The sequence below is a fragment of the Krasilnikovia sp. MM14-A1004 genome, assembly GCF_047159485.1.
Taxonomy (GTDB): domain Bacteria; phylum Actinomycetota; class Actinomycetes; order Mycobacteriales; family Micromonosporaceae; genus Actinoplanes.
The window spans coordinates 3,576,960-3,600,890 of sequence record NZ_AP038773.1 but is presented as its reverse complement, the minus strand read 5'-3'; the positions used below and the strand labels follow the sequence as shown (position 1 = coordinate 3,600,890).

Annotated in this window: 13 protein-coding genes (1 of these 13 cut by a window edge); 5 read left to right on the top strand and 8 right to left on the bottom strand. The window is 73.3% G+C overall.

Annotation, left to right across the window (positions count from 1 at the left end):
- Window positions 1–154 precede the first annotated feature (154 nt).
- Window positions 155–1,999, top strand: a complete 1,845-nt coding sequence (locus ACMCNN_RS15890) for a hypothetical protein (RefSeq protein WP_412746986.1) — start codon at window positions 155–157, stop codon at window positions 1,997–1,999.
- Window positions 2,000–2,118: 119 nt separating this feature from the next.
- Here ACMCNN_RS15890 and ACMCNN_RS15885 read toward each other — a convergent pair whose 3' ends face one another.
- Window positions 2,119–2,844: a hypothetical protein gene (locus tag ACMCNN_RS15885; RefSeq protein ID WP_412746985.1), complete on the bottom strand. Its 726-nt coding sequence runs from the start codon at window positions 2,842–2,844 to the stop codon at window positions 2,119–2,121.
- A complete protein-coding gene (locus ACMCNN_RS15880; RefSeq protein ID WP_412746984.1) occupies window positions 2,844–3,098 on the bottom strand; it encodes a hypothetical protein in 255 nt (84 codons plus the stop codon). Before ACMCNN_RS15880 ends, ACMCNN_RS15885 begins: the two co-directional genes overlap by 1 nt.
- Window positions 3,099–3,183: 85 nt before the next feature.
- On the opposite strand from ACMCNN_RS15880, the gene ACMCNN_RS15875 reads away from it, so the two are divergent.
- Complete coding sequence (locus tag ACMCNN_RS15875) at window positions 3,184–3,978, top strand: phosphotransferase (RefSeq protein ID WP_412746983.1); 795 nt, start codon at window positions 3,184–3,186, stop codon at window positions 3,976–3,978.
- A 16-nt stretch (window positions 3,979–3,994) separates the two neighbouring features.
- On the opposite strand, the gene ACMCNN_RS15870 is transcribed toward ACMCNN_RS15875, so the two are convergent.
- From ACMCNN_RS15870 to ACMCNN_RS15860, 3 genes are read right to left on the bottom strand one after another with little or no spacing between them, the layout of a single operon-like run.
- Window positions 3,995–4,192, bottom strand: coding sequence for a ferredoxin (locus ACMCNN_RS15870; RefSeq protein WP_412746982.1), 198 nt, complete (start codon window positions 4,190–4,192; stop codon window positions 3,995–3,997).
- Between the two features lie 10 nt (window positions 4,193–4,202).
- Window positions 4,203–5,378, bottom strand: a complete 1,176-nt coding sequence (locus tag ACMCNN_RS15865) for a cytochrome P450 (RefSeq protein WP_412746981.1) — start codon at window positions 5,376–5,378, stop codon at window positions 4,203–4,205.
- Window positions 5,371–6,765: a glycosyltransferase gene (locus tag ACMCNN_RS15860; RefSeq protein WP_412746980.1), complete on the bottom strand. Its 1,395-nt coding sequence runs from the start codon at window positions 6,763–6,765 to the stop codon at window positions 5,371–5,373. Before ACMCNN_RS15860 ends, ACMCNN_RS15865 begins: the two co-directional genes overlap by 8 nt.
- Before the next feature lie 96 nt (window positions 6,766–6,861).
- Between ACMCNN_RS15860 and ACMCNN_RS15855 the strand changes: the two genes are divergently transcribed.
- Window positions 6,862–9,660: an AAA family ATPase gene (locus ACMCNN_RS15855; RefSeq protein ID WP_412746979.1), complete on the top strand. Its 2,799-nt coding sequence runs from the start codon at window positions 6,862–6,864 to the stop codon at window positions 9,658–9,660.
- A 6-nt stretch (window positions 9,661–9,666) separates the two neighbouring features.
- On the opposite strand, the gene ACMCNN_RS15850 is transcribed toward ACMCNN_RS15855, so the two are convergent.
- Genes ACMCNN_RS15850 through ACMCNN_RS15840 form a run of 3 tightly spaced genes read right to left on the bottom strand, consistent with a single transcriptional unit; the run spans window position 9,667 to window position 13,479 of the window.
- On the bottom strand, window positions 9,667–11,256 hold the full coding sequence (locus ACMCNN_RS15850; RefSeq protein ID WP_412746978.1) for a bifunctional 3-(3-hydroxy-phenyl)propionate/3-hydroxycinnamic acid hydroxylase: 1,590 nt from the start codon (window positions 11,254–11,256) through the stop codon (window positions 9,667–9,669).
- A gap of 14 nt (window positions 11,257–11,270) precedes the next feature.
- Window positions 11,271–12,446, bottom strand: a complete 1,176-nt coding sequence (locus ACMCNN_RS15845; protein WP_412746977.1) for a 3-deoxy-7-phosphoheptulonate synthase — start codon at window positions 12,444–12,446, stop codon at window positions 11,271–11,273.
- 1 nt (window position 12,447) lies between these two features.
- Complete coding sequence (locus ACMCNN_RS15840) at window positions 12,448–13,479, bottom strand: FkbO/Hyg5 family chorismatase (protein WP_412746976.1); 1,032 nt, start codon at window positions 13,477–13,479, stop codon at window positions 12,448–12,450.
- A gap of 282 nt (window positions 13,480–13,761) precedes the next feature.
- Here ACMCNN_RS15840 and ACMCNN_RS15835 point away from each other — a divergent pair, with 282 nt between their 5' ends.
- Together ACMCNN_RS15835 and ACMCNN_RS15830 are read left to right on the top strand one after the other, a co-directional pair.
- Window positions 13,762–21,687 carry a type I polyketide synthase gene (locus tag ACMCNN_RS15835; RefSeq protein WP_412746975.1) on the top strand — a complete coding sequence of 2,642 codons (7,926 nt, stop codon included), beginning with the start codon at window positions 13,762–13,764 and terminating at the stop codon, window positions 21,685–21,687.
- A protein-coding gene (locus ACMCNN_RS15830) for a type I polyketide synthase (RefSeq protein ID WP_412746974.1) crosses the window boundary here: on the top strand, window positions 21,684–23,931 show its 5' portion. The gene runs 26,117 nt beyond the window's last position; 2,248 of the gene's 28,365 nt are visible here — the first part of the coding sequence; its start codon is at window positions 21,684–21,686; the stop codon falls past the right edge of the window. Before ACMCNN_RS15835 ends, ACMCNN_RS15830 begins: the two co-directional genes overlap by 4 nt.

The window sequence follows — 23,931 nt, the reverse complement described above, 5'->3', positions numbered from 1 at the left end:
TCGCAGGCGGACTGCGGCGCTCGGTGCCGCCACCGTGATGGCCTTGCTGGCAGGCCCGGGAGCAGGCGGCCAGCCGGCCGCGGCGCGGACGCCCTCCGCGGCGACCTCCCACCACGCCGGACACGGCACATCGCCCGACGCTCCCCGCCACCCGATGACCAACGCTGCCGCCAAGGGCACGACAGCGAAGGCCGCCGACAAGGGCACGGCAGGGGCGGTCACCACGCTCAACGGCTTCCCGACGCACCTGCGGGCCGCGTTCGCCGAGTCCTCGATCCGTGACCACCAGTCGTCCGGCCTGACCCTGACGGTGCAGCGTGACCCGAACGTGACCGCCGTCGACCTCACCGGCATCGGGTTCACCATCGCTCTGCCGGATCATGTGACAGTCGCGTCCGCCGACGTCGACATCGACTGCACAGGCGCCACGTTCGCGCCGAACGTCGGCGACGACCAGGTCGTGGTGTCCGGGATCGAACTGGACGCCGCGGAATCCCAGTGCACCCTCGGCGTCGCCGTGACCTCCGGGTACTCCGGCACGTACACGATCAACAACTCGTCGGTCACCGCCACGAGCGAGGACATCGGTGCGGGGATCACCACCGACACGCTGGTCGTGACGACCGCGCCGCCGCGGATCACCGGCTATTTCAGCCCCGGCGGCATCACCGTCGGCCAGACGTCGACGCTCAATCTCCACCTGTACCGCAGCGACCAGAACCCGACGGTCGTGACGTCCGCCATCGGGTGGCGGGTGACGTTCCCGTCCGGGCTCGTCGTCTCGGCGGCCGGCAGCAACGACTGCGGAGGCACGGTCTCGGCGACCGTGGGCGGCCGGATCTTCGCGCTCACCGGCGGTTCGATCGGCGCCGGTGACACCTCCTGCGCGTCGAGCGTGCAGGTGCGAGCGAACGCCGGTGGCGTGTTCGAGCTGCAGTCCAGCTCCCTGAGCCAGCTGAACCATGCCGAGTCGGCGTTCGGCGTCTGCCTCGCCGAGGTTCCGGGCGGGGGATCCGGCCAGTCCGCGTCCTGCTTCCCCCGCCTGGAGGTCGAGAAGCTCTCCCAAACCGTGACGTTCGCCCAGCCCGGACCGCGCAAGGTCGGCACCAGCACCCTGACCGCCACCGCGTCCTCCGGGCTGCCGGTCGGATTCCGGTCCAGCACCACCGGCGTCTGCACCGTCAGCGGCACTACGCTGACGGTCAAGTCCGAGGGCGACTGCAAGGTGACCGCGGTGCAGGCCGGCAACGGTGTCTACGACCCGGCCGAGTCGGAGGAACGTACCGTCGAGATCCTGCCGCGCCCACCGGCGCCGCCGACGATCTCCGGTGACCCCGGCCAGTCCTCCATCACCGTGACCTGGACGGCGCCCGCCGACACCAGCGCCATCGACGACTACATGGCCACGGCGCGCTCCGGCGACATCGTCACCTCGTGCGAGACCACCGCGCTGACGTGCCTGCTGGGGGCGGTCGCGGGGCGGCCGTACACGCTGACCGTGGTGTCGCGCGGCCCGAACGGCAGCTCGGTGGTCACCACCGGCGAGGGCACGGTGACCGCGACCGCGCCGGTCATCCCGCCGTCGCCGCCGTCCACCAACCTCACGCTGACCACCACCGACGGCAACATCACCACGGCCGAGCCCGGACAGCGGATCACTTTCGTCGGCACCGGCTTCGCCAGCTTCTCCACGGTGAACATCACGGGCTACTCGGATCCGCTGCTGCTCGGCACCGCGATCACCAACGCGGCAGGCGACTTCCGCAAGGCGATCACCGTGCCACCAGGCTTGGCCGCGGGTGAGCACACCCTCGTTGCCCAGGGCGTGGCGCCGGACGGCTCACCGCGGTCGATGGCGGTGGACATCACGGTCCGCGCGGCCGGCCTGCCGGTCACCGGCCCCGGCATCGCCACTCTGCTCCTGCTGGGCGCAGCAGCGGTATTCGCGGGGGGCGGCCTGATGGTTGCCGCACGTCCCCGCAGGCGCGTGGCCCTGTAGCGAGTCACCGACGCGGTCGCCTCGCTCCTAAGGGCGGCCGCGTTGGACTTCCGCAGCGCGGCAGTTCGTGCGAAGCGAGCCGCCGGGCCGGGCAGTATGCTGACGGCCGAACTCGGGCGTCAGGTGTGAGCGCCGATCCTGCCGGCAAGGCTTCGCAGCCCGGGCGGTGATGTCGTGGGGGCGTGCAGCAGGGTGGCGACCAGGTCGCGGACGGAGGGCCGGCGCACCTCTTCCCCGGCGTGCCGCTCGGCCAACAGCAAGGCCTGAACGGCCCTGTCGGGCCGACCGTGCAGCGCCCACGCGCGGGCCGTATCGACGCAGTACCGACCGTATCTTTCCGGACTGGCCAGCTGGGCGGGCTGGACGGCGGCCGCGCTCTGAAGCGCGGCGGCGGAGTCGCCGAGTGCGCTGTGCATGCCGATCTCGTAGACGGTGACGCTGGCCTGGCTGAACGGGATCACGCCGCTGACTCGGGAGTCGCCAATGCGCGCCGCAGCGGTGGCCGCTTCGCCGATGTACGTGGCGGCGTCAGCAGCCTGGCCGGCTTGGGCGCTGCAGTACGCGGCGGTACACATGAGATTCCCGAAAGCAGCCAACAGCTCGGGCGACGCGCCATGGCGATCGGCGCCAAGCCGCTCGGCGGTGGTGGTGAGTAGTGCAAGCGCGGTGGTGTGGTGGCCTTCGCGCCGCATCGTGATGGCGACCGTATGCGTGGCCGCCGCGATTGTGAGACCGTCGGCGGTTTCGCGGGCGACGGCCAGCCCTCGGTCAGCGAGGACCCATGCGAGCGGATCGTCACCCAGCTTGGTGGCCAGTGACGAGGCAAGCGAGTATCCCCTCGCCATCAGGCCCGCCGATCGGACCCAGCGACCTGGTCGATATCGGCTGGCACACGTTCATCCTCTACACCCGTGAGTACGCCGAGTTCTGCGAGCGTGTCGCGGGTCGCTTCATCCACCACGTGCCCGACGACGTGCAGCCCGATAACGAACGAGACCGGCCGACGCTGGCGGACTCTGTCGAGGCGATCCGGGCGGCTGGATATCAGATCGACCCGCAGCTGTGGTCGATCGACTCGGCGGAATGCACCCAGTGCCATGCGGGATGCCACGATAGCCCCACCGGGTAGGACTCCGCTGCGGACGTAGGCTCGCCCTGGAATCGCCGAGGAGGGAAACATCGCCGTGACCCGTCGCTACTGGCATGACCTACCGCCGGCGGTGCGCGCCGCGATCGAGCAGCGCGTCGGCGGTGTCGCCGGGGTTCGGCCGGTCGCGACGGGCTCGGTGTCCGATCTCGTCGCAGTCCTGGACACCCGGGACGGCCAGTATTTCTGCAAGGCCGTCGACGGCGACAATCCGCTCGGATGGATGCACCGCAACGAGGCCCGCCTGAATTCGTACCTACCCGACCGGGTTCCCCGGCTGCGCTGGCGGATCGAGCAGGATGGCTGGCTGCTGCTCGGCTTCGATCACGTTCCCGGTCGGCATCCCGATCTGGGAGTCGGCTCTCGAGACCTTCCCACGATTTCCGCGACGTTGACTGCCGTCGCGGACGAACTCACGCCCGGCCCGCCGGTGCGCGTCCAGCCCGCAACCGAGCGGTGGGCCGGATGGATCGAGCCCGAAATGGTCGATGGGCAGACTCTGGCCCATACCGATGTGAGCCCGCGCAACGTCCTCCTCCGCTGCGAAGGTGTCGCCGTCGTCGACTGGTCAATGCCATGTCGTGGCGCGGCGTGGGTCGACACCGCGCTCATGGTGATCCGGCTGATCCGCGCCGGTCACACCGCGAGCCAGGCCGAGGCGTGGGCCGGCGCGATCCCGGCGTGGGCCGCTGCCCGGCCCGAGGCGCTGGACGCGTTCGCCGCAGCGATCGCCGCCCTCACCCGGGTACGGCACCAGCAGTCACCGGCGCGGCACCGTGCTGAACTCGCGGCCGCCGCTGCCCACTGGAGCGCGCACCGCACCGGGTCCTAGCGGGAGCCATCAGGATTCAGTCGGTGGCGACGGTGATGGACTGGGACGGGCAGACCATGGCGGCCGTGTGGGCGAACTCGACCAGCTCACCCGAGGGAGCGTCGTCGAGCACCACCACGATGCCGTCGTCGTCCTGATCGAACAGCTCCGGCGCGGACAGCACGCACTGCGCCGCCCCTATGCAACGCCCCGGCGCGATCTCGATGTGGGCCATGGTTCCTCCGTTACCAGCAGACCGGCAGGGCGTGCAGTCCGTACAGCACGCCGTCGTACTTGAAGGGCAGTTCCTCGACCGGCACGGCCAGCCGCAGGCCGGGCACCCGCGCGAACAGCGTCCGGTACGCCAGTTCCATCTCCACCCGCACCAGGTTCTGCCCGAGGCACTGGTGCACGCCGTACCCGAACGCGACGTGCTGGCGCGCCGAGCGGCTCGGGTCGAAGTGCGCCGGGCAGCCGAACTGGTTCTCGTCGTGGTTGGCGGCCGCCACCAGCGGCACGATGCCCTCACCGGCCCGGATCAGCTGCCCGCCGATCTCCACGTCCTCGACCGCGACGCGCAGCGCGACGATGTCGGCGACCGAGTGCAGCCGCAGCAGCTCCTCCACGACCCGGTCGTCGCCGATCCACTCCGGATTGGTCAGCAGGGTCACCGCGCCCAGCGCGATGTTGTTGGCGGTGGTCTCGTGCCCGGCGATGAGCAGCAGCATCGCCACCCCGGACAGCTCCTCGACACTGAGCACCCCATTGCCGATCAGGCGGCTGAGCAGGTCGTCGCCGGGCCGTTTGGTGCGCAGCAGGATCAGCCGATTGACGTAGCGCAGCAGGTGCTCACTCGCCTTCGCGCGCTCGGAGTCGCTGGCGCTGATGGTCACCAGCACCTTCGTCTTGGCCTCGAAGAAGTCCCTGTCGACGGCGGGCACACCCAACAACATCGAGATCACCAGCGACGGTACGGACAGAGCGAAGTCCTCGACCAGATCGGCGGTGTTCCCCTTGGCCAGCATCGCGTCCACGCTGGCGTCCACGATCGCCTGGATGGCGGGCCGCAGCTCCCTGATGCGCCGCACCGTGAACTCGGGGATCAGCGCCTTGCGGAACCGGTCGTGCTCCGGCGGGTCCAGCGCCACGAACCAGCCGGGCACCTCCTGCGCCGAGGGCACCCCGACGGTCTTGGCGGGGCGGGGGAAACCCTCGTGCGTCGGGTCGGAACTGATCCGCGGGTCGGTCAGCGCCGCCCGTACGTCCTCGTGGCGGGTCACCAGCCAGACCGGTGTCCCGGACGGCAGCACCGCGCGGGCCAGGCCGTCGCGGCGGCGCATCCCGGCGTACTCGGGCGGGGGGAACGGCTTTCCCGGCCCGCGCAGCAGGAACGGGACGGCGTCGGCGTCGGTGTCAGACATCGCGGGCGGCCTCCCGTGCGGGCAGCAGTTCGGTGACCAGGTCGGCGGCCCGGGTCCGGCCGCCCGCCGCGCGCTGCAGAGCCGCGAAGCGCTCGGCGTTGACCCGGAACGAGTCGTCGGACAGCACCCGGCTGAGCTTGTCCACCACGTCGTCGGGGCGGAACGTGCGCGGCGTGTCCAGCGTCAGGCTCACCCCGAAGTCCTGGCCCCGGATCGCCTGGTCGTAGCAGTCGACCCAGAGCGGACGCATCACCATCGGTTTACCGAAGTACAGGCTCTCGTGGTACGCGTTGCCGCCGCCGTGCGTGAAGAACAGCTTGACGTTCGGATGGGCCAGCACGTCGAGCTGCGAGGGCACCCAGTTCTCGATGCGCAGGTTCGCGGGCAGCCGGTCCGGTGACGGCAGGAACTCCTGCTGCTCGGTGGGCAGCTTCCACAGGAAATGGTGGGCGGGCATCCGCCGGGCCACCTCCACCAGCGCGGCCACCTCCGGCCCGGTGAGCCGGGTGATCGTCCCGAACCCCAGGTAGATCACCGAGGGCCGGGCGTCCAGCCACTCGTTCAGCTCGCCCGGCTCGGCCTGCGGCAGCGGCGGCACCAGCGCGCCGACCGTACGGAACATCGGCGGGATGTCGAACGGGTAGTCCAGTTCGGGCAGCGAGTAGTTCAGCACGAACTCGGCCTTCTCCACCCGCGTCATCTGGCCGACCGCGGCGGGGTCGATGCCGAGTTCCGCGCGGACGGCGGCGTCCTCGGCGTTGCGTTGCTTCATCGTCTTCGACAGGAACAGGGTGAGCATCCGCCACCGGAACAGCCGGTTGTTCAGCCGCTGGGCGAGACTCATCCGCGCCGAGTAGCCCGAGTGCGGCACGGGGAAGTCCTTCGGCGTGTACGACCTGCCGATCGGCACCAGCGAGCTGACCGCGTTGCTGGCCACGAACGGGTTGCTCAGCACATACGGGATCTTCCTGGTGATGGCCAGCTGGAAGCCGTACTGGCACATGCTCTCCACGACCATCAGTGCGGGCTCGATCTCGTCGACCGCCCGTTCCAGCAGGCGGTACTTCTCCGCCTGCAGCCGCGGCACGAACGTCTTCTCGATCACCGCCCTGCGGGCCTTGAACCGCGACCGCTGGGTCACCGCCCGGTACGTCTCGTCGTCCCAGGTCACCGACGACAGCTCGGAGATCACCGCGCCGAGGGAGACGAACCGTACCGGCGAGCCCACCCCGGCCGCCTCGACGTCGGCCCGCCGGTTGTCGTCGGTGGCGAACCAGAGGTCGTGCGTGCCCCGGCGGGACAGCTCCTCGGCCAGCACCAGCATGGGGTTCAGCAGCCCGCTCTCGGGCATGCTCACGAACAGGATCGGGCCCTGGCGCGCAGTCATGGATTGCATCCTGGCGACCGGAACTCCGGAAGTTTCCTAGTCTTGCCGCTCTTAGGCTGCGTTCACCTCGACCACCGTCCGAAGGGGTACGTCAGCATGGCTTCCGCCGTGGCCCAGCGCGAGCCGCACAGGTCCGCCCCGCAGGAGCCGACCCCCCATGAGCGCCCCGGCTCCGCAACGCGGGCCGGGCAGAAGACGCCGGCCCCGACCGGGCAGAAGCAGCGCGGTGCCGCCCCGCCGGAACTCGCCGAGCGGGAGCAGCAGTGGGCCGCGCTGCGCGAGCTGGCCGCGTCGGCCCGCGCCGGGCACGGCCGGGTGACGCTGGTCAGCGGGCCGGTGGCGGCGGGCAAGACCGCGCTCGTGCACCTGTTCGGGGAGGACGTGGCGGCCCACGGCTGGACGTGGCTGCGGGCCACCTGCGCGGAACCGGAGCGGGCGCTGCCGTTCGGCGTGGTGGGGCAGCTGCTGGGCCCGGACCGCATGCCCGCACCGGGCACCGACGCCGGCGCCGCCGTCGTGCAGGACCTCTGCCGTGCCGTGGTGGAGCGGGCGGCCCGGCGACCCGTACTGATCACGGTCGACGACGTGCCGCACGCCGACGACCCGTCGGTGGACTGGCTGCTGGCCTGCATCCGGCGCGCCGCCACGACGGCCGTGCTGATCGTGCTCACCGAGACCGCCGGGCCGCATCCCCGGACCTCGCCGCTGCACACCGAGCTGCTGCGCCACCGGCACTGCGCCCGGCTCACGGTCGCACCGCTGTCCGAATCGACAGTGCGCGCCCTGTGCGGCGGCGACCCCGACGCGTTCCCGCTCACCGGCGGGAACCCGCTGCTGGTCGAGGCCCTGCGCGAGGACGGCGGACGCCCCGGTGTGGGCTACCGCCAGGCGCTGCTGAGCTGCCTGCACCGGTGCGGCCCGGACGCGCGTGACGTCGCCCGTGCCCTGGCCGTGCTCGACATTGCGGGGGAGCTGCCGGGGCTCGGCGCGCCGACCGTGGCCGACGCGGTCGGCCCGCTGACGGCCGCCGGGCTGCTGTCCGGCGGGCGGCTGCGCCACCCCGCCGCCCGCGCGGCCGTCCTGGCGGAGCTGACACCGTCGGAGCGTGCCGCACTGTACGGCCGGGCCGCCCGCCACCGGCACGAGCGTGGCGCACCACCGGACGAGGTGGCCCCCCTGCTCGTCCAGGCGGCAGCGCACGGCACCGGTACGCCACCGCGGTGGATGGACGGTGCGGTCGAGGTGCTGCGGGAGGCGGCCCGGCATGCGGTACGGCGGGAACGCCTCGGCGACGCCGTACGGTATCTGGAACTGGCCGGGGCGGCCGCCGACGGCGACGCCCGCCGCGGCGCGATCGTCGCGGAGCTGGCCCGCGTCGAATGGCGGCTGCGGCCCGCGGTCGCCGGGCGGCACCTGCCGGAGCTGGTCCGCACCGCGGAGGCGGGCGAACTCGGCGGCCGCGACGCCGTCGCGCTGGCCGGGCAGCTGGCGTGGTACGGCCGGTTCGCCCCGGCGGCGTCCGTGCTCGCCCACGCGCGGTCCGCGCAGCCGCCGGACGCCGAGCGTCAGGCGATGGAGCTGTGGCTGGCAGCCACCTTCCCGACGCTGGCACACCGCGGACCGGCACCGGTCGATACCTCTCGGACGTCGGTCGGCACCGCAGGGCCGCCGGGCGGTGCCGGGCAGGCGGCCGGGGTGTGGTGGAAGTCGGCGGCGGCACTGGTCGCCGTGCTGGGCCGGGGCGGCCGGGAGCAGGCCGTGGCCGACGCCGAGCTGCTGCTGCAAGCCGCCCGCCCGAGCGACGACTACACCTGGGGCGTCCAGACGGCCCTGCAGTCGCTGCTCGTGCTGCTGTACGCGGAGCGCCTCGACGAGGCCCGGTCGTGGTGCGACCACCTGCTGGCGGAGCTGTCGGCCCCGCTCGGCGTCGCGTTCGTCACCGCGGTCCGCGGCGAGGTGGCGCTGCGCCGCGGTGAACTCGCGGCCGCCCTGCGCGACGCCACCGCCGCGCTGAGCCTCCTGCCGCTCGCGGGCTGGGGAGTGGCAGCGGGTCTGCCCCTCGGCTGTGCGATCACGGCGGCGACCCGGATGGGCCACCGCGACGAGGCCGCCCGGCTGCTGGCCGAACCGGTCCCGGACACCCTGCTGCAGAGCCGGTACGGCCTGCACTACCTGCATGCCCGCGGCGAGCACTACCTGGCCACCGGCCGCGACTACGCCGCGCTGGCGGACTTCCTGTCCTGTGGGGAGCTGACCGCGGCGTGGGGGATGGACGTGCCCGGCCTGGTGCCGTGGCGGACCAGCGTCGCGGACGCCTGGCTGCGCCGCAACGAGAACCGGGCCGAGGTGCGGCGCCTGCTCAACGAGCAGCTGGCCAAGGTGGGGCCGGAGGGGTCGCGTACCCGGGGGGTGGCGTTGCGGCTGCTGGCCGCGACCAGCCCGGCGCACAGCCGGCCGCAGTTGCTGACCGAGTCGGTGTCGATTCTGCAGGGCTGCGGTGACCGGTTCGAGCTGGCCCGCGCCATGGCCGACCTGAGCAGCGCCTACCGCGCGGTGGGCCAGCTGCGCCGGGCGGCGCCGATGGCCCGGCTGGCGACGCAGGTGGCGCAGGAGTGCGGCGCGGCGGTGCTGAGCGACGGGGTGCTGCCGCTGCGGACCGGGATGGACGGCGACGGGCAGCATCCCCGTGACCGGCTGGCGTTGCTCACCGAGTCGGAGCTGCGGGTGGCCGCGCTGGCCGCCGCGGGCCTGACCAACCGGGAGATCGCGGCCAAGCTGTTCATCACGGCCAGCACGATCGAACAGCACCTGACGCGCGTCTACCGCAAGCTGCGGATCAGGTACCGGCGGGAGCTGCCCACCGAGCTGCACGGCCACCTGGCGGCCACGGCCTGACCTTCCTTAGGTGAGCTGGGCCCGCAGGTCCTTGACCAGCGTGGACAGATCGGGCCGGGACGCCGCGCTGCCGAAGAGGTAGAAATCGGGCCGGACCAGCGCGCCGACCTGCCGGGCCCCGGTCAGGTACGGCAGGTAGACGTTGTCGGCGTCGACGACCTCGTGGTCCTTGAGTCCCTTGACGGGCATCCGGGACGGCAGCACCCGGACCACGTGCGCGTCGATCTGCTTGAGGAACGCCACGTCGTCGGAATCCAGCGCCAGGAAGGGGTCGAACGCCGCGAACAGCACGAACCCGCGGCCGACGACGTCGTCGAACATCGCTGTGTGCTCGCCCCGGCGGACCCGGCCCTGCGGCACCAGGTCACCGGCGAGAGCGGCGGGCGCGCCCGCGGCGTCGCGGCGGACGATGCCGTCCTCCAGCGCGAAGTACTGCGGCGTCGCCGCGGCGGCCCGCTGCGGATCCCGCTGCAGGGCGAACATCGCCTCGTCGCGGCGGGCGGCGGCGACCGGATCCAGCTCGGAGATCATCCTGCCGACCTCGATGGCCAGGTCCGTCGTCCGCCGCACGTGCGGGTCGCGTTCCTCCGGGTACGCGTCCAGCAGGGTCTGCGGTGCGACGCCGCGCAGCACCAGGTCCAGCTTCCAGGCCAGGTTGACCGCGTCGCGGATGCCGGAGCACATGCCCTGCCCGATGAACGGCGGCATCAGATGCGCCGCGTCCCCGGCCAGCAGCAGCCGGCCCCGCCGCCAGTCCCGCACGATGTTCGCCCGGAACGTGTAGACGATGTGCCGGGTCAGCTCCGCGTTGTCCGGGGTGACGCCGTGCGGCTCCAGCAGCCGCCACATCGTCTCGGCCCGGCTGAGGTCCTCGATGCTCTCGCCGGGCAACCGCATGAACTCCCACCGGCGGTGCCCGCGCCCGCTGGAGACGATGGTGGTGGGGCGGCGCGGGTCGCAGATCTGCACGTCGTTGGGGACGAACGTGCGCGGCTCGTGGAACACCACGTCGCACAGCAGCCAGTCGTGCGCGAACTCCAGGTCGATGACCGGGGTGCCGACGTGCTCGCGGACGAAGCTGTTCGCCCCGTCGCAGCCGACCACCCAGCCGGCCGTCAACGGTGCGTCGAAGCCGGAGCCGTCGACCTCCACCCGGTCGCCGTCCTCGGTGATCCGCTCGGCCGTGTGCCCGGTGAGCAGCCGCAGTGTCGGCAGTGTCCGGGCGTGCTCGCGCAGCGCCGCCTCGAACGTCGGCTGGTGCATGACGATCGCCTTGGGCCAGCCGTCCCGGTCCGGCTCGTACGGCGAGTGCAGGTGCAGCAGCGTCCTGCCGTCGGCGTTCTGGAAGTCGTACTCGTCGACGGGCTCGCCCAGCTCGTACAGGTTGTCGTTGAGCCCGGCCGTGGCGAAGTTGCGGGCGGTCTCGCCGTCGAACGCCACGACCCGCGGGAACGGGTACTGGTCGGCGTACCGTTCCAGGATCGCGACCCGCCAGCCGCGCTGGGCGACGACGATGCCGAGGACCAGACCGACCGGGCCGCAGCCGACGATCGCCACATCCACGTCAGTGTCGGGCAGGTGCTCCTCGGCTGGCATGGTTCTCCCGGAGTTCAGAAAACGGATCGGATCAGTTCGTGGGCCTGCGCGGGGTTCAGCCGGGGATCGCACAGCGACTCGTAGCGCTCGCCGACCGATCCCTCGTCGGGCACCGGGCCACCCACGCACTCGGTGACCCCGGTCGTGGCGACCTCCAGGTGCAGGCCGCCCGGATGCAGCCCGAGCGCCTCCAATGTGGTGCGGAAGCGCGAGGCCTCCCGGATCATAGTGGCCAGGTGTCTGGTCTTTTCCCCGGATTCGGTGCGCACCGTGTTGCCGTGCATGGGGTCGCTGAGCCACACCACCGGGTGCCCGGCCCGGTGCACGGCCCGCGCGATCGGTGCCAGGGCGTCGATGCGTTCCGCGCCCATCCGGGCGATCAGGGTCAGCCGTCCCGGAGTGCGGCCCGGATCCAGCGCCGCGCACAACGCGACCACCTCGTCCGGGGTGGCACCCGGGCCGACCTTGCACGCGACAGGGTTGGCCACCGTGGCCAGCAGGCGTACGTGGGCGTGGTCGAGCTGCCGGGTGCGTTCGCCGATCCACGGCAGGTGGGTGGAGGACAGGTAGCGGTCACCGCTCCACTCCCCGCGCCGGACCTGCGGGCTCTCGTAGTCCAGCACCAGCGCCTCATGGCTGGCCCACGGCCCGCCGTCGCCCCGGTGGACGCCCAGCCCCGCCATCACCCGCGCGCTGGCCCGGTACGCCTCGATCAGGCGCCGCGGGTCGGCGACGCGAGCCTGCGGGTCCGCCTCGGGCGCGTTGACCAGGTGCCCGCGGAAGACCGGCAGTTCCACCCCGTCCACGACCTCGGTGGGGTGGGACCGGGGTTTGGCGTACTGCCCGGCGAGGCGGCCGAACAGCACCACCTCGTCGCCGGTGCGCCGGGCGACCAGGTCACCGAGGTCCGCGAGCACCGCCACCTTCGCGGCGGTGCTCGCCGGATCGGATTCGGCGAAGCTCTCGGCGCAGTCACCGGCCTGCAGCAGCCGGGCGTCACCGGCCGCGACGGCGGCGATCGCCCGGTGCGCGGTGACGATGTCGCGCTCGGTCACCAAGGGTGGACTCGCACGCAATGCGGCGACGTATCGCGGACGATCCGGGTGGCCGCGCCAATCGGGCTGTTCCCGGGCCGGCAGCAACTCCCAGGGCCTGTCGTCGACGGTCGCCGGGGCGAATGCGGGACGCATTTCAGTACGCTATTCCCTCGATCTCGACGAGCAGATCGGAACGGCAGACGTCCACGTTGAGATAGCGGATCTCGGCGGCCGGGGAGAATGCCCGCGAGCAGATCTGCCGTACCACCGGAATGTGTTCGGCGTGACGTACGTAGACCTTGATGTGATCCAGGCTGGACAGGAAATAGCCGTCCGGGATGCCGTGCTCCCACAGGTTCGTGGCACCGATCACGCGGGCGATGTTCTGCAGTGAGACGTGGGTCTGGCGCACGATGTCGCCGCTGTAGCGGGTCTCGTGCCCGGTGATGCTGGCGGTGCCGGAGACGTACACGTGGCCGCTGCCGGCGGTGGCGAGGTGGGCGGCGCGGGCGAACTTCGGCGCCTTCGGGCCGTAGCGCCGGGGGTAGTGGTACGCCGACATCTGCTCCGGATTCTCGATCATGGTCGGCCGGCCGGACCGGCCACTCAGGAAGTAGAACCCGATGCCGCCGCCGAGCGAGCCGATGCCCGTGGCGGCGGGCATGGCGTCCTCGTCGAAGCCCGTCTTCTCGAACGCGTTCGCCCGGCCCAGGCAGAAGTCCCGGTAGACCTCCAGCCCGTCGGCGTTCGGCCCGTTGATCTGGTTGACGAAGTTCCACATCCGGTAGCAGTGCCGGTAGTCCAGCTCCCGCATGAGTGTCAGCGCGGCGAGATAGGCGCGCTCGGTCGCGGCGGCGTACGTGGCGGCCTGCGGCACCCGGCCCGCGCACAGCAGGAACTCGCCGTCGTGCGCGAAGACCACGCCGTCGTGTTCACCCGAGCTCACCGGGCCGCGGGTGATCCACACCTCGCTGAACGCGCCGCCGGGCCCGGCCGTCATGTGCAGATCCAGCACGGGATGACCCGTGCCCGACACGGTCGGGTCGGACGCGGCGGTGGTGTAGTTGATCCGCCCGAGCACGTGGTCGCCGACGGTGAGGTCGGCGGCGTGCCCGATATCCGACAATGCGGTGCGCGGTGCGTATTCCAGATCCGGTCCGGAGTCGGCGAACCGTGTTTGCGTCATGATGAATTCCGTTCCATTCCAGAAAGGAAAGACGGCGTGAAATGTCCATTGTGGTGATACCGGTTCCGCTTGCGTGGCGAAGGCTAGCAGCGCGGTACTAGGGAATTTGTTTCCAGCGAGGCAGGTGGGGGTGAGACCGTCAACATAGGGGGGTCGTAGGGGGTGGGTAAGGGGGCGGCGCCGGGATTCCTGATATTTCCTCTGCCGCCGCGCGGCTAGCGTCCGGTGACGAGTCGCGGGGGTCCGCCGCGTCGTGTCGGGACAACCAGGGAGTGACGTCGCATGTTGCGTGCAGACCTGATCCGGCCGCTGCCCGAGATCCTGCGGGAGCACGCCGCGGTCCGCCCCGACCGCGTCGCCTTCCGCGACCGGCGCCGCGCGGTCAGCTACGCCGAGCTGGAACGGCGCACCCGGTGGCTGGCCGGTCACCTGTCCGGGCTGTGGTTGCAGCCCGGCGACCGCGCCCTGATCTTCCTCGGCAACGCGGTGGAGGTCGTCGAGAGCTACCTGGCCGTCTCCCGGGCGGGCGGCGTGGCGGTGCCGTTCAACCCGGCGGCCAGCGCGGCGGAACTCGCGTACGCGCTCGACGACAGCGGCGCCCGGGTGGTCATCACCGACGCCGGGCACCTGGAACAGGTGCGCCGCCTGCAGGCCGGGCGCGCGTACCTGCGGGTGGTGGTCACCGGCGACCAGCCGGCACCGCGACCGATGGTGCGCTTCGAGGAGCTGGCCGGGACGGAACCGGCCACGCCGCCGCGTGACGACCAGGGCCTCGACGACCCGGCGTGGATGCTCTACACGTCCGGCACCACCGGCAACCCCAAGGGTGTGGTCTCCACCCAGCGCAGCTGCCTGTGGTCGATCGCCGCCTGCTACGCCCCGATCCTCGGGCTCCACGACGCCGACGAGGTGCTGTGGCCGATGCCGCTGCACCACAGCCTGGCCCACGTGCTGTGCGTGCTCGGCGTCACGGTGGTCGGCGCGGGCGCCACCCTGCTCGACGGATTCGCCCCCGAGGACGTCCTCGGCGCGCTGCGCGACGAGCGGTACACGTTCCTGGCCGGTGTCCCGGCCATGTACCACTACCTGCTGGCCGAGGCGCGCGAGCACGGCGCGCAGCGCAGCGCGCTGCGGCTGGCCCTGACCGCCGGATCGATCTGCCCGGCCGCCCTGCGCGACGCGTTCGAGGAGACGTTCGGGGTGCCGCTGCTCGACGGGTACGGCAGCACCGAGACGTGCGGCCTGATGACCGTCAACTGGCCGCACGGCGCGCGGGTCGGCGGCTCCTGCGGCCTGCCCGTGCCGGGGCTGGCGCTGCGCGTGGTCGACTCCACCGGGCAGGACGTGCCCACCGGCGCCGAGGGCGAGGTGTGGGTACGCGGCCCGAGCCTGATGCGCGGCTACCACAACCAGCCCGAGGCCACCGCACAGGTGCTGGCCGGCGGCTGGTACCACACCGGTGACCTGGCCCGGTGCGACGAACTCGGCTACCTGACCATCACGGGGCGCAGCCGCGAGCTGATCATCCGCAGCGGGGAGAACGTCCACCCCGCGGAGATCGAGGACGTCCTGCTGCGGGTGCCCGGCGTCGCCGACGCGGCGGTGGTCGGCCGCCCGCACGAGGTCCTCGGGGAGGTGCCGATCGCGTTCGTGGTGCCCGGGCCGGGCGGCTTCGACGCCGAACAGCTCTTCGCCGCCTGCCGCGACGAACTGTCCACCTTCAAGGTGCCCGAGGAGGTGTACGAGATCGACCGGATCCCGCGCACCTCCTCCGGCAAGATCACCCGGCATGTCCTGCTGGAGCGGCCGGCCCGGTTGCGCGCCGCGGGCAGCGGGACACACGAGTCCCTGCTGCGTACTGTCTGGTCGCCGGTGCCGTCCACACGCGCCGCCGACGCACCGGCGGGGCAGGACTGGGCGGTGCTCGGCGCGGACGGTGCCGCGCTGGCCGGGGCGGTGAGCGCCGCCGGTGGCACCGTCACGGCGTACCCGGACATGGCGGCACTGAGCGCCGCCGTGCGGGCCGGACACCGCGCACCGGCGGTGGCCGTGCTGCAGTTGCCGGTCCGCACCGTTCAGCGAGACGAGCCGGCGCTCGGGTACGACGCCGGGGACGCCGCGGCCGTCGTCGCCGATCTGACCGGCGTCCTGCGGTCCTGGGCGCAGGACGATGCGCTCGCCCACACCCGGCTGGCCGTCGTCACCCGGCAGGCCGTGGCGGCCGGTGACGGCGAGCCCATCGGCGATCTCGGCCACGCGCCGGTGTGGGGACTGCTGCGCTGGGCGCAGACCCGGTTCCCGGACCGCGTCGTGGCGATCGACGTCGACGGCTCGCCCGACCCGCTGCCCGCCGCGCTGAGCGCCGGGGAGCCGCAGGTAGCGGTCCGCGGCGGCGTCGTGCTCGTGCCCCGGCTGGCCCGCGTCTGGACCGCCACCGACGGCAGCGCCGGGCTGCGCCTCGACCCCCGCGGCACCGTACTGGTCGCCGGTGTCACCGGGGCCCGCAGCGCCGCCCTGGTCACCCATCTCGTGGGCGCCTACCAGGCGCGGCACCTGCTGCTGCTCAGCCCGGACGGCCGCGGCGACGACACCACCGCCCGCCTCGAACGGGACCTGACCGCGCTGGGCGCCAGGACCGCCGTCGCGGCCTGCGATGTCGCCGACCGGGCCGCGCTGGCGGCGGTGCTCGACAAGGTGCGCCGCCCGGTCACCGCTGTCGTCTACGGCGCCGCCGACGCCGACCGGGGACACCCGTTCGCCGCCGTCGAGGCGGGGGCCGTCAACCTGCACGAGCTGACCGGCGGCGCCGACCTCGGCGCGTTCGTCCTGCTCGGCTCGGTGGCCGGCGCCCTGGGCACACCCGGCGACGGCGAGCAGGCGGCGACGGACGCGTTCCTCGAAGCACTGGCCCGCCACCGCCGCCACCGGGGGCTCCCCGCGACATGGCTGGCCTGGGGCGCGGCGCCCGGCGGCGGCGCCGTGACCGGTCTGCCGACTGTGTCCGGTCACGACGGCGGCGCTGCCGGGCTACCCGTACCCGAGAGCCTGGCGATGTTCGACCTGGTCGCCCGGATGGATCTGGCCGCCACCGTCGTGCTGCGCCTGTCCCGGCTCGCTCTCGGTGCGGGGGAGGCCGTGCCGGTGCTGCTGCGCGGCCTCATCGACCTGGCACCGCGCCCGGTGGACGAGCGGGAGAGCTCCGAGCTGCGTACCCGGCTGGCCGGCATGTCGCCGGACGGGCAGCGCGCCTTCACCCGCGACCTGGTGCGCGGCAGCGTGGCCGACGTGCTGGGCGCGCCGGTCGACGGTGCCGCCGCCCGCACGTTCCGTGAGCTGGGCTTCACCTCGGTCGCCGCCGTCCAGCTGCGCAACCGGCTGGCGGCGGCCACCGGCCTCACACTGCCCGCCGCCCTGATCTTCGACTACCCGACCGTCGACGTCCTCGCCGAACACCTGCGCCGTGTCCTGCTGGGCGAACCGGAGGCCGGGCCCCTGCCGGCACCCGCGGCCGAGCCGGGGGAGCCGATCGCGATCGTCGGGATGGCCTGCCGCTATCCCGGCGGCGTGCGGACGCCCGACCAGCTGTGGCGCCTCGTCGCCGACGGCGCCGAGGTGATTGGTGACTTCCCCGCCGACCGCGACTGGGACCTCGCCCACCTGTACGCCGGGGCCAGCGCCACCCGCACCGGCGGCTTCCTGGCCGACGCCGCCGACTTCGACGCCGAACTCTTCACGATCCCCCCGCGTGAGGCGCTGGCCATGGATCCCCAGCAGCGGCTCCTGCTGGAGACCGCGTGGGAGTTGGCGGAGCGCGCCGGGATCGCCCCGAGCGCGCTGCGCGGCACCCGCACCGGCGTGTACGCGGGCGTCATGTACCACGATTACGGCGCCGACCTGCCCGCGCCGCCGGAGGGCACCGAGGCCTACTGGGGCACCGGCACCGCGGGCAGTGTCGTCTCCGGACGGGTGGCGTACGCCCTCGGGCTGGAAGGCCCGGCCGTCACTGTCGACACGGCCTGCTCGTCGTCGCTGGTGGCCGTGCACCTGGCTGCGCAGGCGCTGCGGCACGGCGAATGCGACCTGGCCCTCGCGGGCGGCGTCACCGTGATGTCCACGCCGCGCACCTTCATCGAGTTCACCCAGCAGGGCGGCCTTGCCCCGGATGGGCGGTGCAAGGCGTTCTCGGCGTCCGCCGACGGCACCGGCTGGTCCGAGGGGTCCGGTCTGCTGCTGCTGGAACGGCTCTCCGACGCCCGCCGCCACGGCCACGAGATCCTCGCCGTGCTGCGCGGCAGCGCGGTCAATCAGGACGGTGCCTCCAACGGGCTCACCGCCCCGAACGGGCCGTCGCAGCAGCGGGTGATCCGGCAGGCCCTCGCCGCGGCGGGGCTGGCACCGGCCGACGTGGACGTCGTCGAGGCGCACGGCACCGGCACCACCCTGGGCGACCCGATCGAGGCGCAGGCGCTGCTGGCCGCGTACGGGCAGGACCGGGCTACTCCGCTGTTGCTCGGCTCGGTCAAGTCGAACCTGGGTCACACCCAGGCTGCCGCGGGCGTCGCCGGGGTCATCAAGATGGTGCAGGCGCTGCGGCACGGCGTCGCACCGCGGACCCTGCACCTCACCGAACCGTCCCCGCACGTCGACTGGACCGCGGGGGCCGTACGCCTGCTGACCGAGGCGGTCACCTGGCCGTCGGCCGACCGGCCGCGCCGCTGCGGCGTCTCCGCGTTCGGCATCAGCGGCACCAACGCCCACGTCATCCTCGAACAGGCACCCGCCACCCCCGCACCGGCATCCGGCGAGCAAGCCCCCGCACCGGCATCCGGCGAGCAGGTGCCGGTCCTTCGCGACCCGGTGTCGGAGGCGCAGGTGCCCGGCGTGGCACCCGCCGCCGACGACGGGTGGGCGGCGGCCGTGCCGGTGGTCGTCTCGGCGGCGTCGGCGGCCGCGCTCGCCGAGCAGGTCACCAACGTCTCGGCGATCCTGCCGGGCCGCTCCCCGCGGGACGTGGGCTTCTCGCTGGCCACGGGCCGCGCCCACCTGGAACACCGGGCCGCGCTGCTGGCCACCGACGACGGCGTCACGGAACTCGCCCGGGGCACCGCCGGGCCCGGACGGCTGGCCGTGCTGTTCACCGGCCAGGGCGCGCAGCGTGTCGGCATGGGCCGGGAGTTGCACGCCCGGTTCCCGGTCTTCGCCCGGGCCCACGACGCGGTACTCGCGCAGCTCGCCACAGCCGACCGCACCGAGCGCGGCGAGGGCCGGGAGGACATGGCAGACCGGCTCGCCGCGCCGGTGCCCGGGGACCAGGACGCGCTGAACGGGACCGGGGCCGCGCAGCCCGCCCTGTTCGCGCTCGAAGTCGCCCTGTACCGGCTGATCGAGTCCTGGGGCGTGCGGCCCGACCACCTCGCCGGGCACTCCATCGGCGAGATCGCCGCCGCGCACGTGGCGGGCGTGCTGTCGCTGACCGACGCGTGCACGCTGGTGTCCGCCCGGGCCCGGCTGATGCAGGCCCTGCCGCCGGGCGGGGCGATGGTCGCGGTGCAGGCCGCCGAGGACGAGGTGCTGCCGCTGCTGAACGCCGACGTGTCCCTCGCCGCGGTCAACGGCCCCACCGCCGTCGTCCTGTCCGGCACCGGGGACGCGGTGCAGGCGGTCGTCGCCCGGCTGGGCCGCCACGCCACCCGGCTGGCCGTCTCGCACGCGTTCCACTCGCCGCTGATGACGCCGATGCTGGCCGACTTCGGCGCGGTGGTGCGGGGGCTCACGTTCGCCGCGCCCACGATCCCGATCGCCGCCGCGGGCGACGTGACCTCCCCGGAGTACTGGATCAACCACGTCCGCGACACCGTACGCTTCGCCGACTCGGTGACCTCGCTCGTCGGCCACGGGGTCGACACGTTCCTGGAACTCGGCCCGCACGCCGTACTCACCCCGCTGGTGGCCGGGCTGGTCCCGGCGGGGCGCACGGCCGTGGCCCTGCTGCGCCGGGACCAGCCGGAGGAGACGACGGCGGTGTCCGCGCTGGCGCGCCTGCACGTCGCCGGGGTGCCGGTCGACTGGGCCGCGTTCTTCGCCGGTGCCCGCCGGGTCGACGTGCCCACCTACCCGTTCCAGCGGCAGCGGTTCTGGCCGCGTCACGCGCCGTCCACGCGGGACAGCAACGACGACGCCTGGTGGCGTCTCGTCGACCGGGGCGGCCTGGGTGCCGCGCTGCACCTGGACGCGGCGACGGAGCAGGCGCTCCTGCCCGCGCTGACCGCGTGGCGCGACGGGCAGCGGGCGCGTTCCGTGGTGAGTTCCTGGCGTTACCGGGAGAGCTGGGAGCGGCTCCGGCCGCAACCCACCGAACCGTCCGGCCCGTGGCTGATCGTCGTGCCGGACGGCGAACTCGACGAGGACTGGCTGCGCCGATTCGAGTCCACCCACGCCGTGCGGCTGGACGTCGCGGACCATAGCCGGGCCGGGCTGGCCAGGGCCCTGTCGCGGCTGCGCGACACCACGTTCGCCGGGGTGCTGTCGCTGCTGGCCGTGCCGACCGTCCGCGCCGGTGCGGCGGTGCCCGCGGGGCTGGCCCGTACCGTCGCGCTGATCCAGGCCGTCGCGGACGCCGGCCTCGCCGCGCCGCTGTGGTGCGCCACGCGGGGCGCGGTCTCCACGGGCCCCGACGACGCGGTCGGCGCGCCCGAACAGTCCGCCCTGTGGGGACTGGGCCGGGTCGCCGCCCTGGAACTGCCCCGGCACTGGGGTGGACTGCTCGACCTGCCCGCCGACGCCGACGGCAGCGTCGGTGCCGTGCTGGCGCTGGTCACCGGCGGTTTCGGCGGCGAGGATCAGGTGGCGGTGCGGGCGGCCGGAACGTACGGCCGCCGGCTGGTCCGCGCGGCCGCGCCCGCCGACCCGGCGCAGTGGCGGCCCACCGGCACCGTCCTGGTCACCGGCGGCACGGGCGGGCTCGGCAGCCGGGTGGCCCGGTGGCTGGCCGCGCACGGCGCCGAACACCTGGTGCTGCTGAGCCGGCGCGGCCCCGCCGCCGAGGGCGCGGACGAGCTGCGTACCGAACTGCAAGCCCACGGCGCGACTGTCACCATCGTGGCCTGCGACGCCGCCGACCGCGACGCCCTCGCGGCGGTGCTGGCCCGTACCCCGGCCGGCGCGGTCTTCCACACCGCGGGCGTCGACACCGGCGACGGGCCGATCGCCGAGCTGACCGAGCAGCGGCTGGCCACGCTGCTGCGGGCCAAGGTGGCCGCGGCCTGGAACCTGCACGAGCTCACCGACGATCTCAGCGCCTTCGTGCTGTTCTCCTCCGGGGCCGCCACCTGGGGCAGCGGCGGCCAGCCCGGGTACGCGGCCGCCAACGCCTTCCTCGACGGGCTGGCGCACCACCGCCGGGCCGCGGGGCTGCCCGCCACGTCGCTCGCGTGGGGCGCCTGGGCCGGCGCGGGACTGGCCGCCGACCCGGACGTGGCGCAACGGATGCGCCGCCGCGGTGTGCTGCCGATGGACCCGGACCTCGCCCTGCTCGCCCTGCACGGGGCGCTCGCCGAGAACCCTGTCACGCTCACCGTCGCCGACACCGACTGGTCCCGGTTCACGCCCGGATTCACCGCCCAGCGACCCAGCAGACTCCTCGACGGGATCCCCGGGGCGAACCCCGCGACCGCCGGACCATCGGCCACGGTGGACACCGGCCTCGCCGGGCGGCTGGCCGGACTCGCCGAACCCGACCGCGAGCGCGCCCTGCTCGACCTCGTCCGCGCCGAGACCGCCGCGGTCCTGGGGCACCCCGGCGGCGCCGCGATCGGCGCCGACAGGTCCTTCCGCGACCAGGGCTTCGACTCCATGACCGCGGTGGAACTGCGCAACCGATTGGGTACGGCCACCGGACTGGACCTGCCGTCGGCCCTGGTGTACGACCACCCGACCCCCCGCGAGCTGGCCGCCCACCTGCTGTCCCAGCTGGTCACCGCGCCACCGTCCGAACTCGGCACCCCCGGCGCCGAACTCGACCGGTTCGAGCGGGCCCTGGCCGCCGACACCGACCCGGACCGGCTCGATCTCGAATCCCGCCTCGACCGGATCCTGTCCGGCCTGCGGCAGCCCGGGGACACACCGCGCACCACCGGCGCCGACCTTCGCACCGCATCGGTCGACGACCTGTTCGCGATCATCGACGACGAGCTGCAGGACTTCTCATGACCAGCCCGATTCACGAACCGCCGGCGCACCACCCGGCGCAGCACCCGTCAGGAAATGGGGACGCGGCAGTGCAGGACGAGCAGCGCGACAAGGCCGTCGACTACCTGCGGCGCGTCACCGCCGACCTGCGCCGCGCCCGCGAACGCGTACGGGAACTCAAGTCCCGGCAGAACGAGCCCATCGCCGTCATCGGCATGGCCTGCCGCTACCCCGGCGGGGTGACTTCGCCGGAGCAACTGTGGGACCTGGTCGCGGACGGGCGCGACGCGGTCGCGGACTTCCCCGCCGACCGCGGCTGGGACCTCACCGAACTGGCCGGGCTCGACCTGCCCCTGCGCGGCGGATTCCTCGACGGGCAGGCTGACTTCGACGCAGCCTTCTTCGGCATCTCGCCCCGCGAGGCACTCGGCATGGACCCCCAGCAGCGGCTGCTGCTGGAGATCACCTGGGAGGCCCTGGAACGGGCCGGGATCGATCCGTACGCGCTGCGCGGCAGCCGTACCGGTGTGTTCGCGGGCACCAACGGGCAGGACTACGCCGAGCTGCTGCGCGGATCCGAGGCGCACGCCGACACCGGCCTGGTCGCCAGCGTGCTGTCCGGCCGTCTGTCGTACACGTTCGGCCTCGAAGGTCCCGCGGTGACGGTCGACACGGCGTGCTCGTCGTCGCTGGTCGCGTTGCACCTGGCGGCGCAGGCGCTGCGGCAGGGCGAATGCGATCTGGCGCTGGCCGGCGGCGTCACGGTGATGTCCACCCCGCACGCCTTCGTCGAGTTCGCGCGGCAGCGCGGCCTGTCCGCGGACGGCCGGTGCAAGGCGTTCGCCGACTCGGCCGACGGGGTCGGCTGGGCCGAGGGCGCCGGTCAGCTGGTGCTGGCGCGGCTGTCCGACGCCCTGCGCAACGGCCACGAGGTGCTGGCCCTGATCCGTTCCAGCGCGGTGAACTCCGACGGCGCGTCCAACGGCCTGACCGCGCCGAACGGCCGGTCGCAGCAGCGGGTGATCCGGCAGGCGCTGTCCGTCGCCGAGCTGATGCCCTCCGATGTGGACGTGGTGGAGGCGCACGGCACGGGTACGACGCTGGGCGACCCGATCGAGGCGCAGGCGCTGCTGGCCACGTACGGGCAGGAGCGGGAGACTCCGCTGTTGCTGGGGTCGGTGAAGTCGAACATCGGGCACACCCAGGCCGCCGCCGGGGTCGCCGGCGTGATCAAGATGATCATGGCGATGCGGCACGGGATCGTTCCCCGGACGCTGTACGCCGCCGAGCCGACCTCGCACGTGAACTGGTCCACCGGCGCCGTCCGGCTCCTCGACGAGGCGACCGCGTGGCCCGGGACCGGCCGGGCCCGCCGCGCCGGCGTGTCCTCGTTCGGCGTGAGCGGCACGAACGCCCACGTGCTCGTCGAACAGGCCCCCGACTCGTCGGCGGCGCCCGAGTCCGACCCGGCCCCGGATGTGGACCCCGCCGCGCTGGTCCCGCTGGTCGTCTCCGGCAGGTCGCCGGAGGCCCTGGACGCGCAGATCGCCCGGTTGCCGCGAGACGTGGCGCTGCGCGATCTGGGTTTCTCGCTGGCGACGTCCCGCACCAGCTTCGACCATCGGGCGGTGCTGCTGCCGGATGCCGACGGTCCGGTGGAGGTCGCACGGGGCAGCGTCACCGAGGGTCTGCTGGCGTTTCTGTTCACGGGTCAGGGTTCGCAGCGTCTGGGGATGGGTCGGGAGTTGGCGGCCCGGTTCCCGGTGTTCGCGGATGCCTTCGACGCGGTGGCGGCGGAGTTGGGTCTGCCCCTGGATGTGGTGTGGGGCGACGACGCCGCCGCGTTGGACGAGACGGGGTTGGCGCAGCCAGCCTTATTTGCGTTGGAGGTGGGCCTGTTCCGGTTGGTGGAGTCGTGGGGTGTGCGGCCCGATTTCCTGGCGGGGCATTCGATCGGTGAGGTGGCGGCGGCGCATGTGGCGGGGGTGTTGTCGCTGGCTGATGCCTGCACGCTGATCACCGCGCGGGCGCGGTTGATGCAGGGGTTGCCGTCGGGTGGGGCGATGGTGGCGGTGCGGGCCTCGGAGGCCGAGGTGTTGCCGTTGCTGACGGCGGGGGTGTCGGTCGCGGCGGTGAATGGTCCGGATGCGGTGGTGTTGTCCGGGGTTGAGGCTGAGGTCCTGGCGGTGGCGGGGGGGTGGAAGCACACCCGGCTGAAGGTGTCGCATGCGTTCCATTCGGTGTTGATGGAGCCGATGCTGGCCG

Excerpts from the sequence above, each read along its gene's own strand:
- ACMCNN_RS15890 (WP_412746986.1), top strand. The coding sequence starts at position 155 with ATGACCAACGCTGCCGCCAAGGGCACGACAGCGAAGGCCGCCGACAAG.
- ACMCNN_RS15885 (WP_412746985.1), bottom strand. The coding sequence starts at position 2,844 with ATGGCGAGGGGATACTCGCTTGCCTCGTCACTGGCCACCAAGCTGGGT.
- ACMCNN_RS15880 (WP_412746984.1), bottom strand. The coding sequence starts at position 3,098 with ATGGCACTGGGTGCATTCCGCCGAGTCGATCGACCACAGCTGCGGGTC.
- ACMCNN_RS15870 (WP_412746982.1), bottom strand. The coding sequence starts at position 4,192 with ATGGCCCACATCGAGATCGCGCCGGGGCGTTGCATAGGGGCGGCGCAG.
- ACMCNN_RS15865 (WP_412746981.1), bottom strand. The coding sequence starts at position 5,378 with ATGTCTGACACCGACGCCGACGCCGTCCCGTTCCTGCTGCGCGGGCCG.
- ACMCNN_RS15860 (WP_412746980.1), bottom strand. The coding sequence starts at position 6,765 with ATGACTGCGCGCCAGGGCCCGATCCTGTTCGTGAGCATGCCCGAGAGC.
- ACMCNN_RS15855 (WP_412746979.1), top strand. The coding sequence starts at position 6,862 with ATGGCTTCCGCCGTGGCCCAGCGCGAGCCGCACAGGTCCGCCCCGCAG.
- ACMCNN_RS15850 (WP_412746978.1), bottom strand. The coding sequence starts at position 11,256 with ATGCCAGCCGAGGAGCACCTGCCCGACACTGACGTGGATGTGGCGATC.
- ACMCNN_RS15845 (WP_412746977.1), bottom strand. The coding sequence starts at position 12,446 with ATGCGTCCCGCATTCGCCCCGGCGACCGTCGACGACAGGCCCTGGGAG.
- ACMCNN_RS15840 (WP_412746976.1), bottom strand. The coding sequence starts at position 13,479 with ATGACGCAAACACGGTTCGCCGACTCCGGACCGGATCTGGAATACGCA.
- ACMCNN_RS15835 (WP_412746975.1), top strand. The coding sequence starts at position 13,762 with ATGTTGCGTGCAGACCTGATCCGGCCGCTGCCCGAGATCCTGCGGGAG.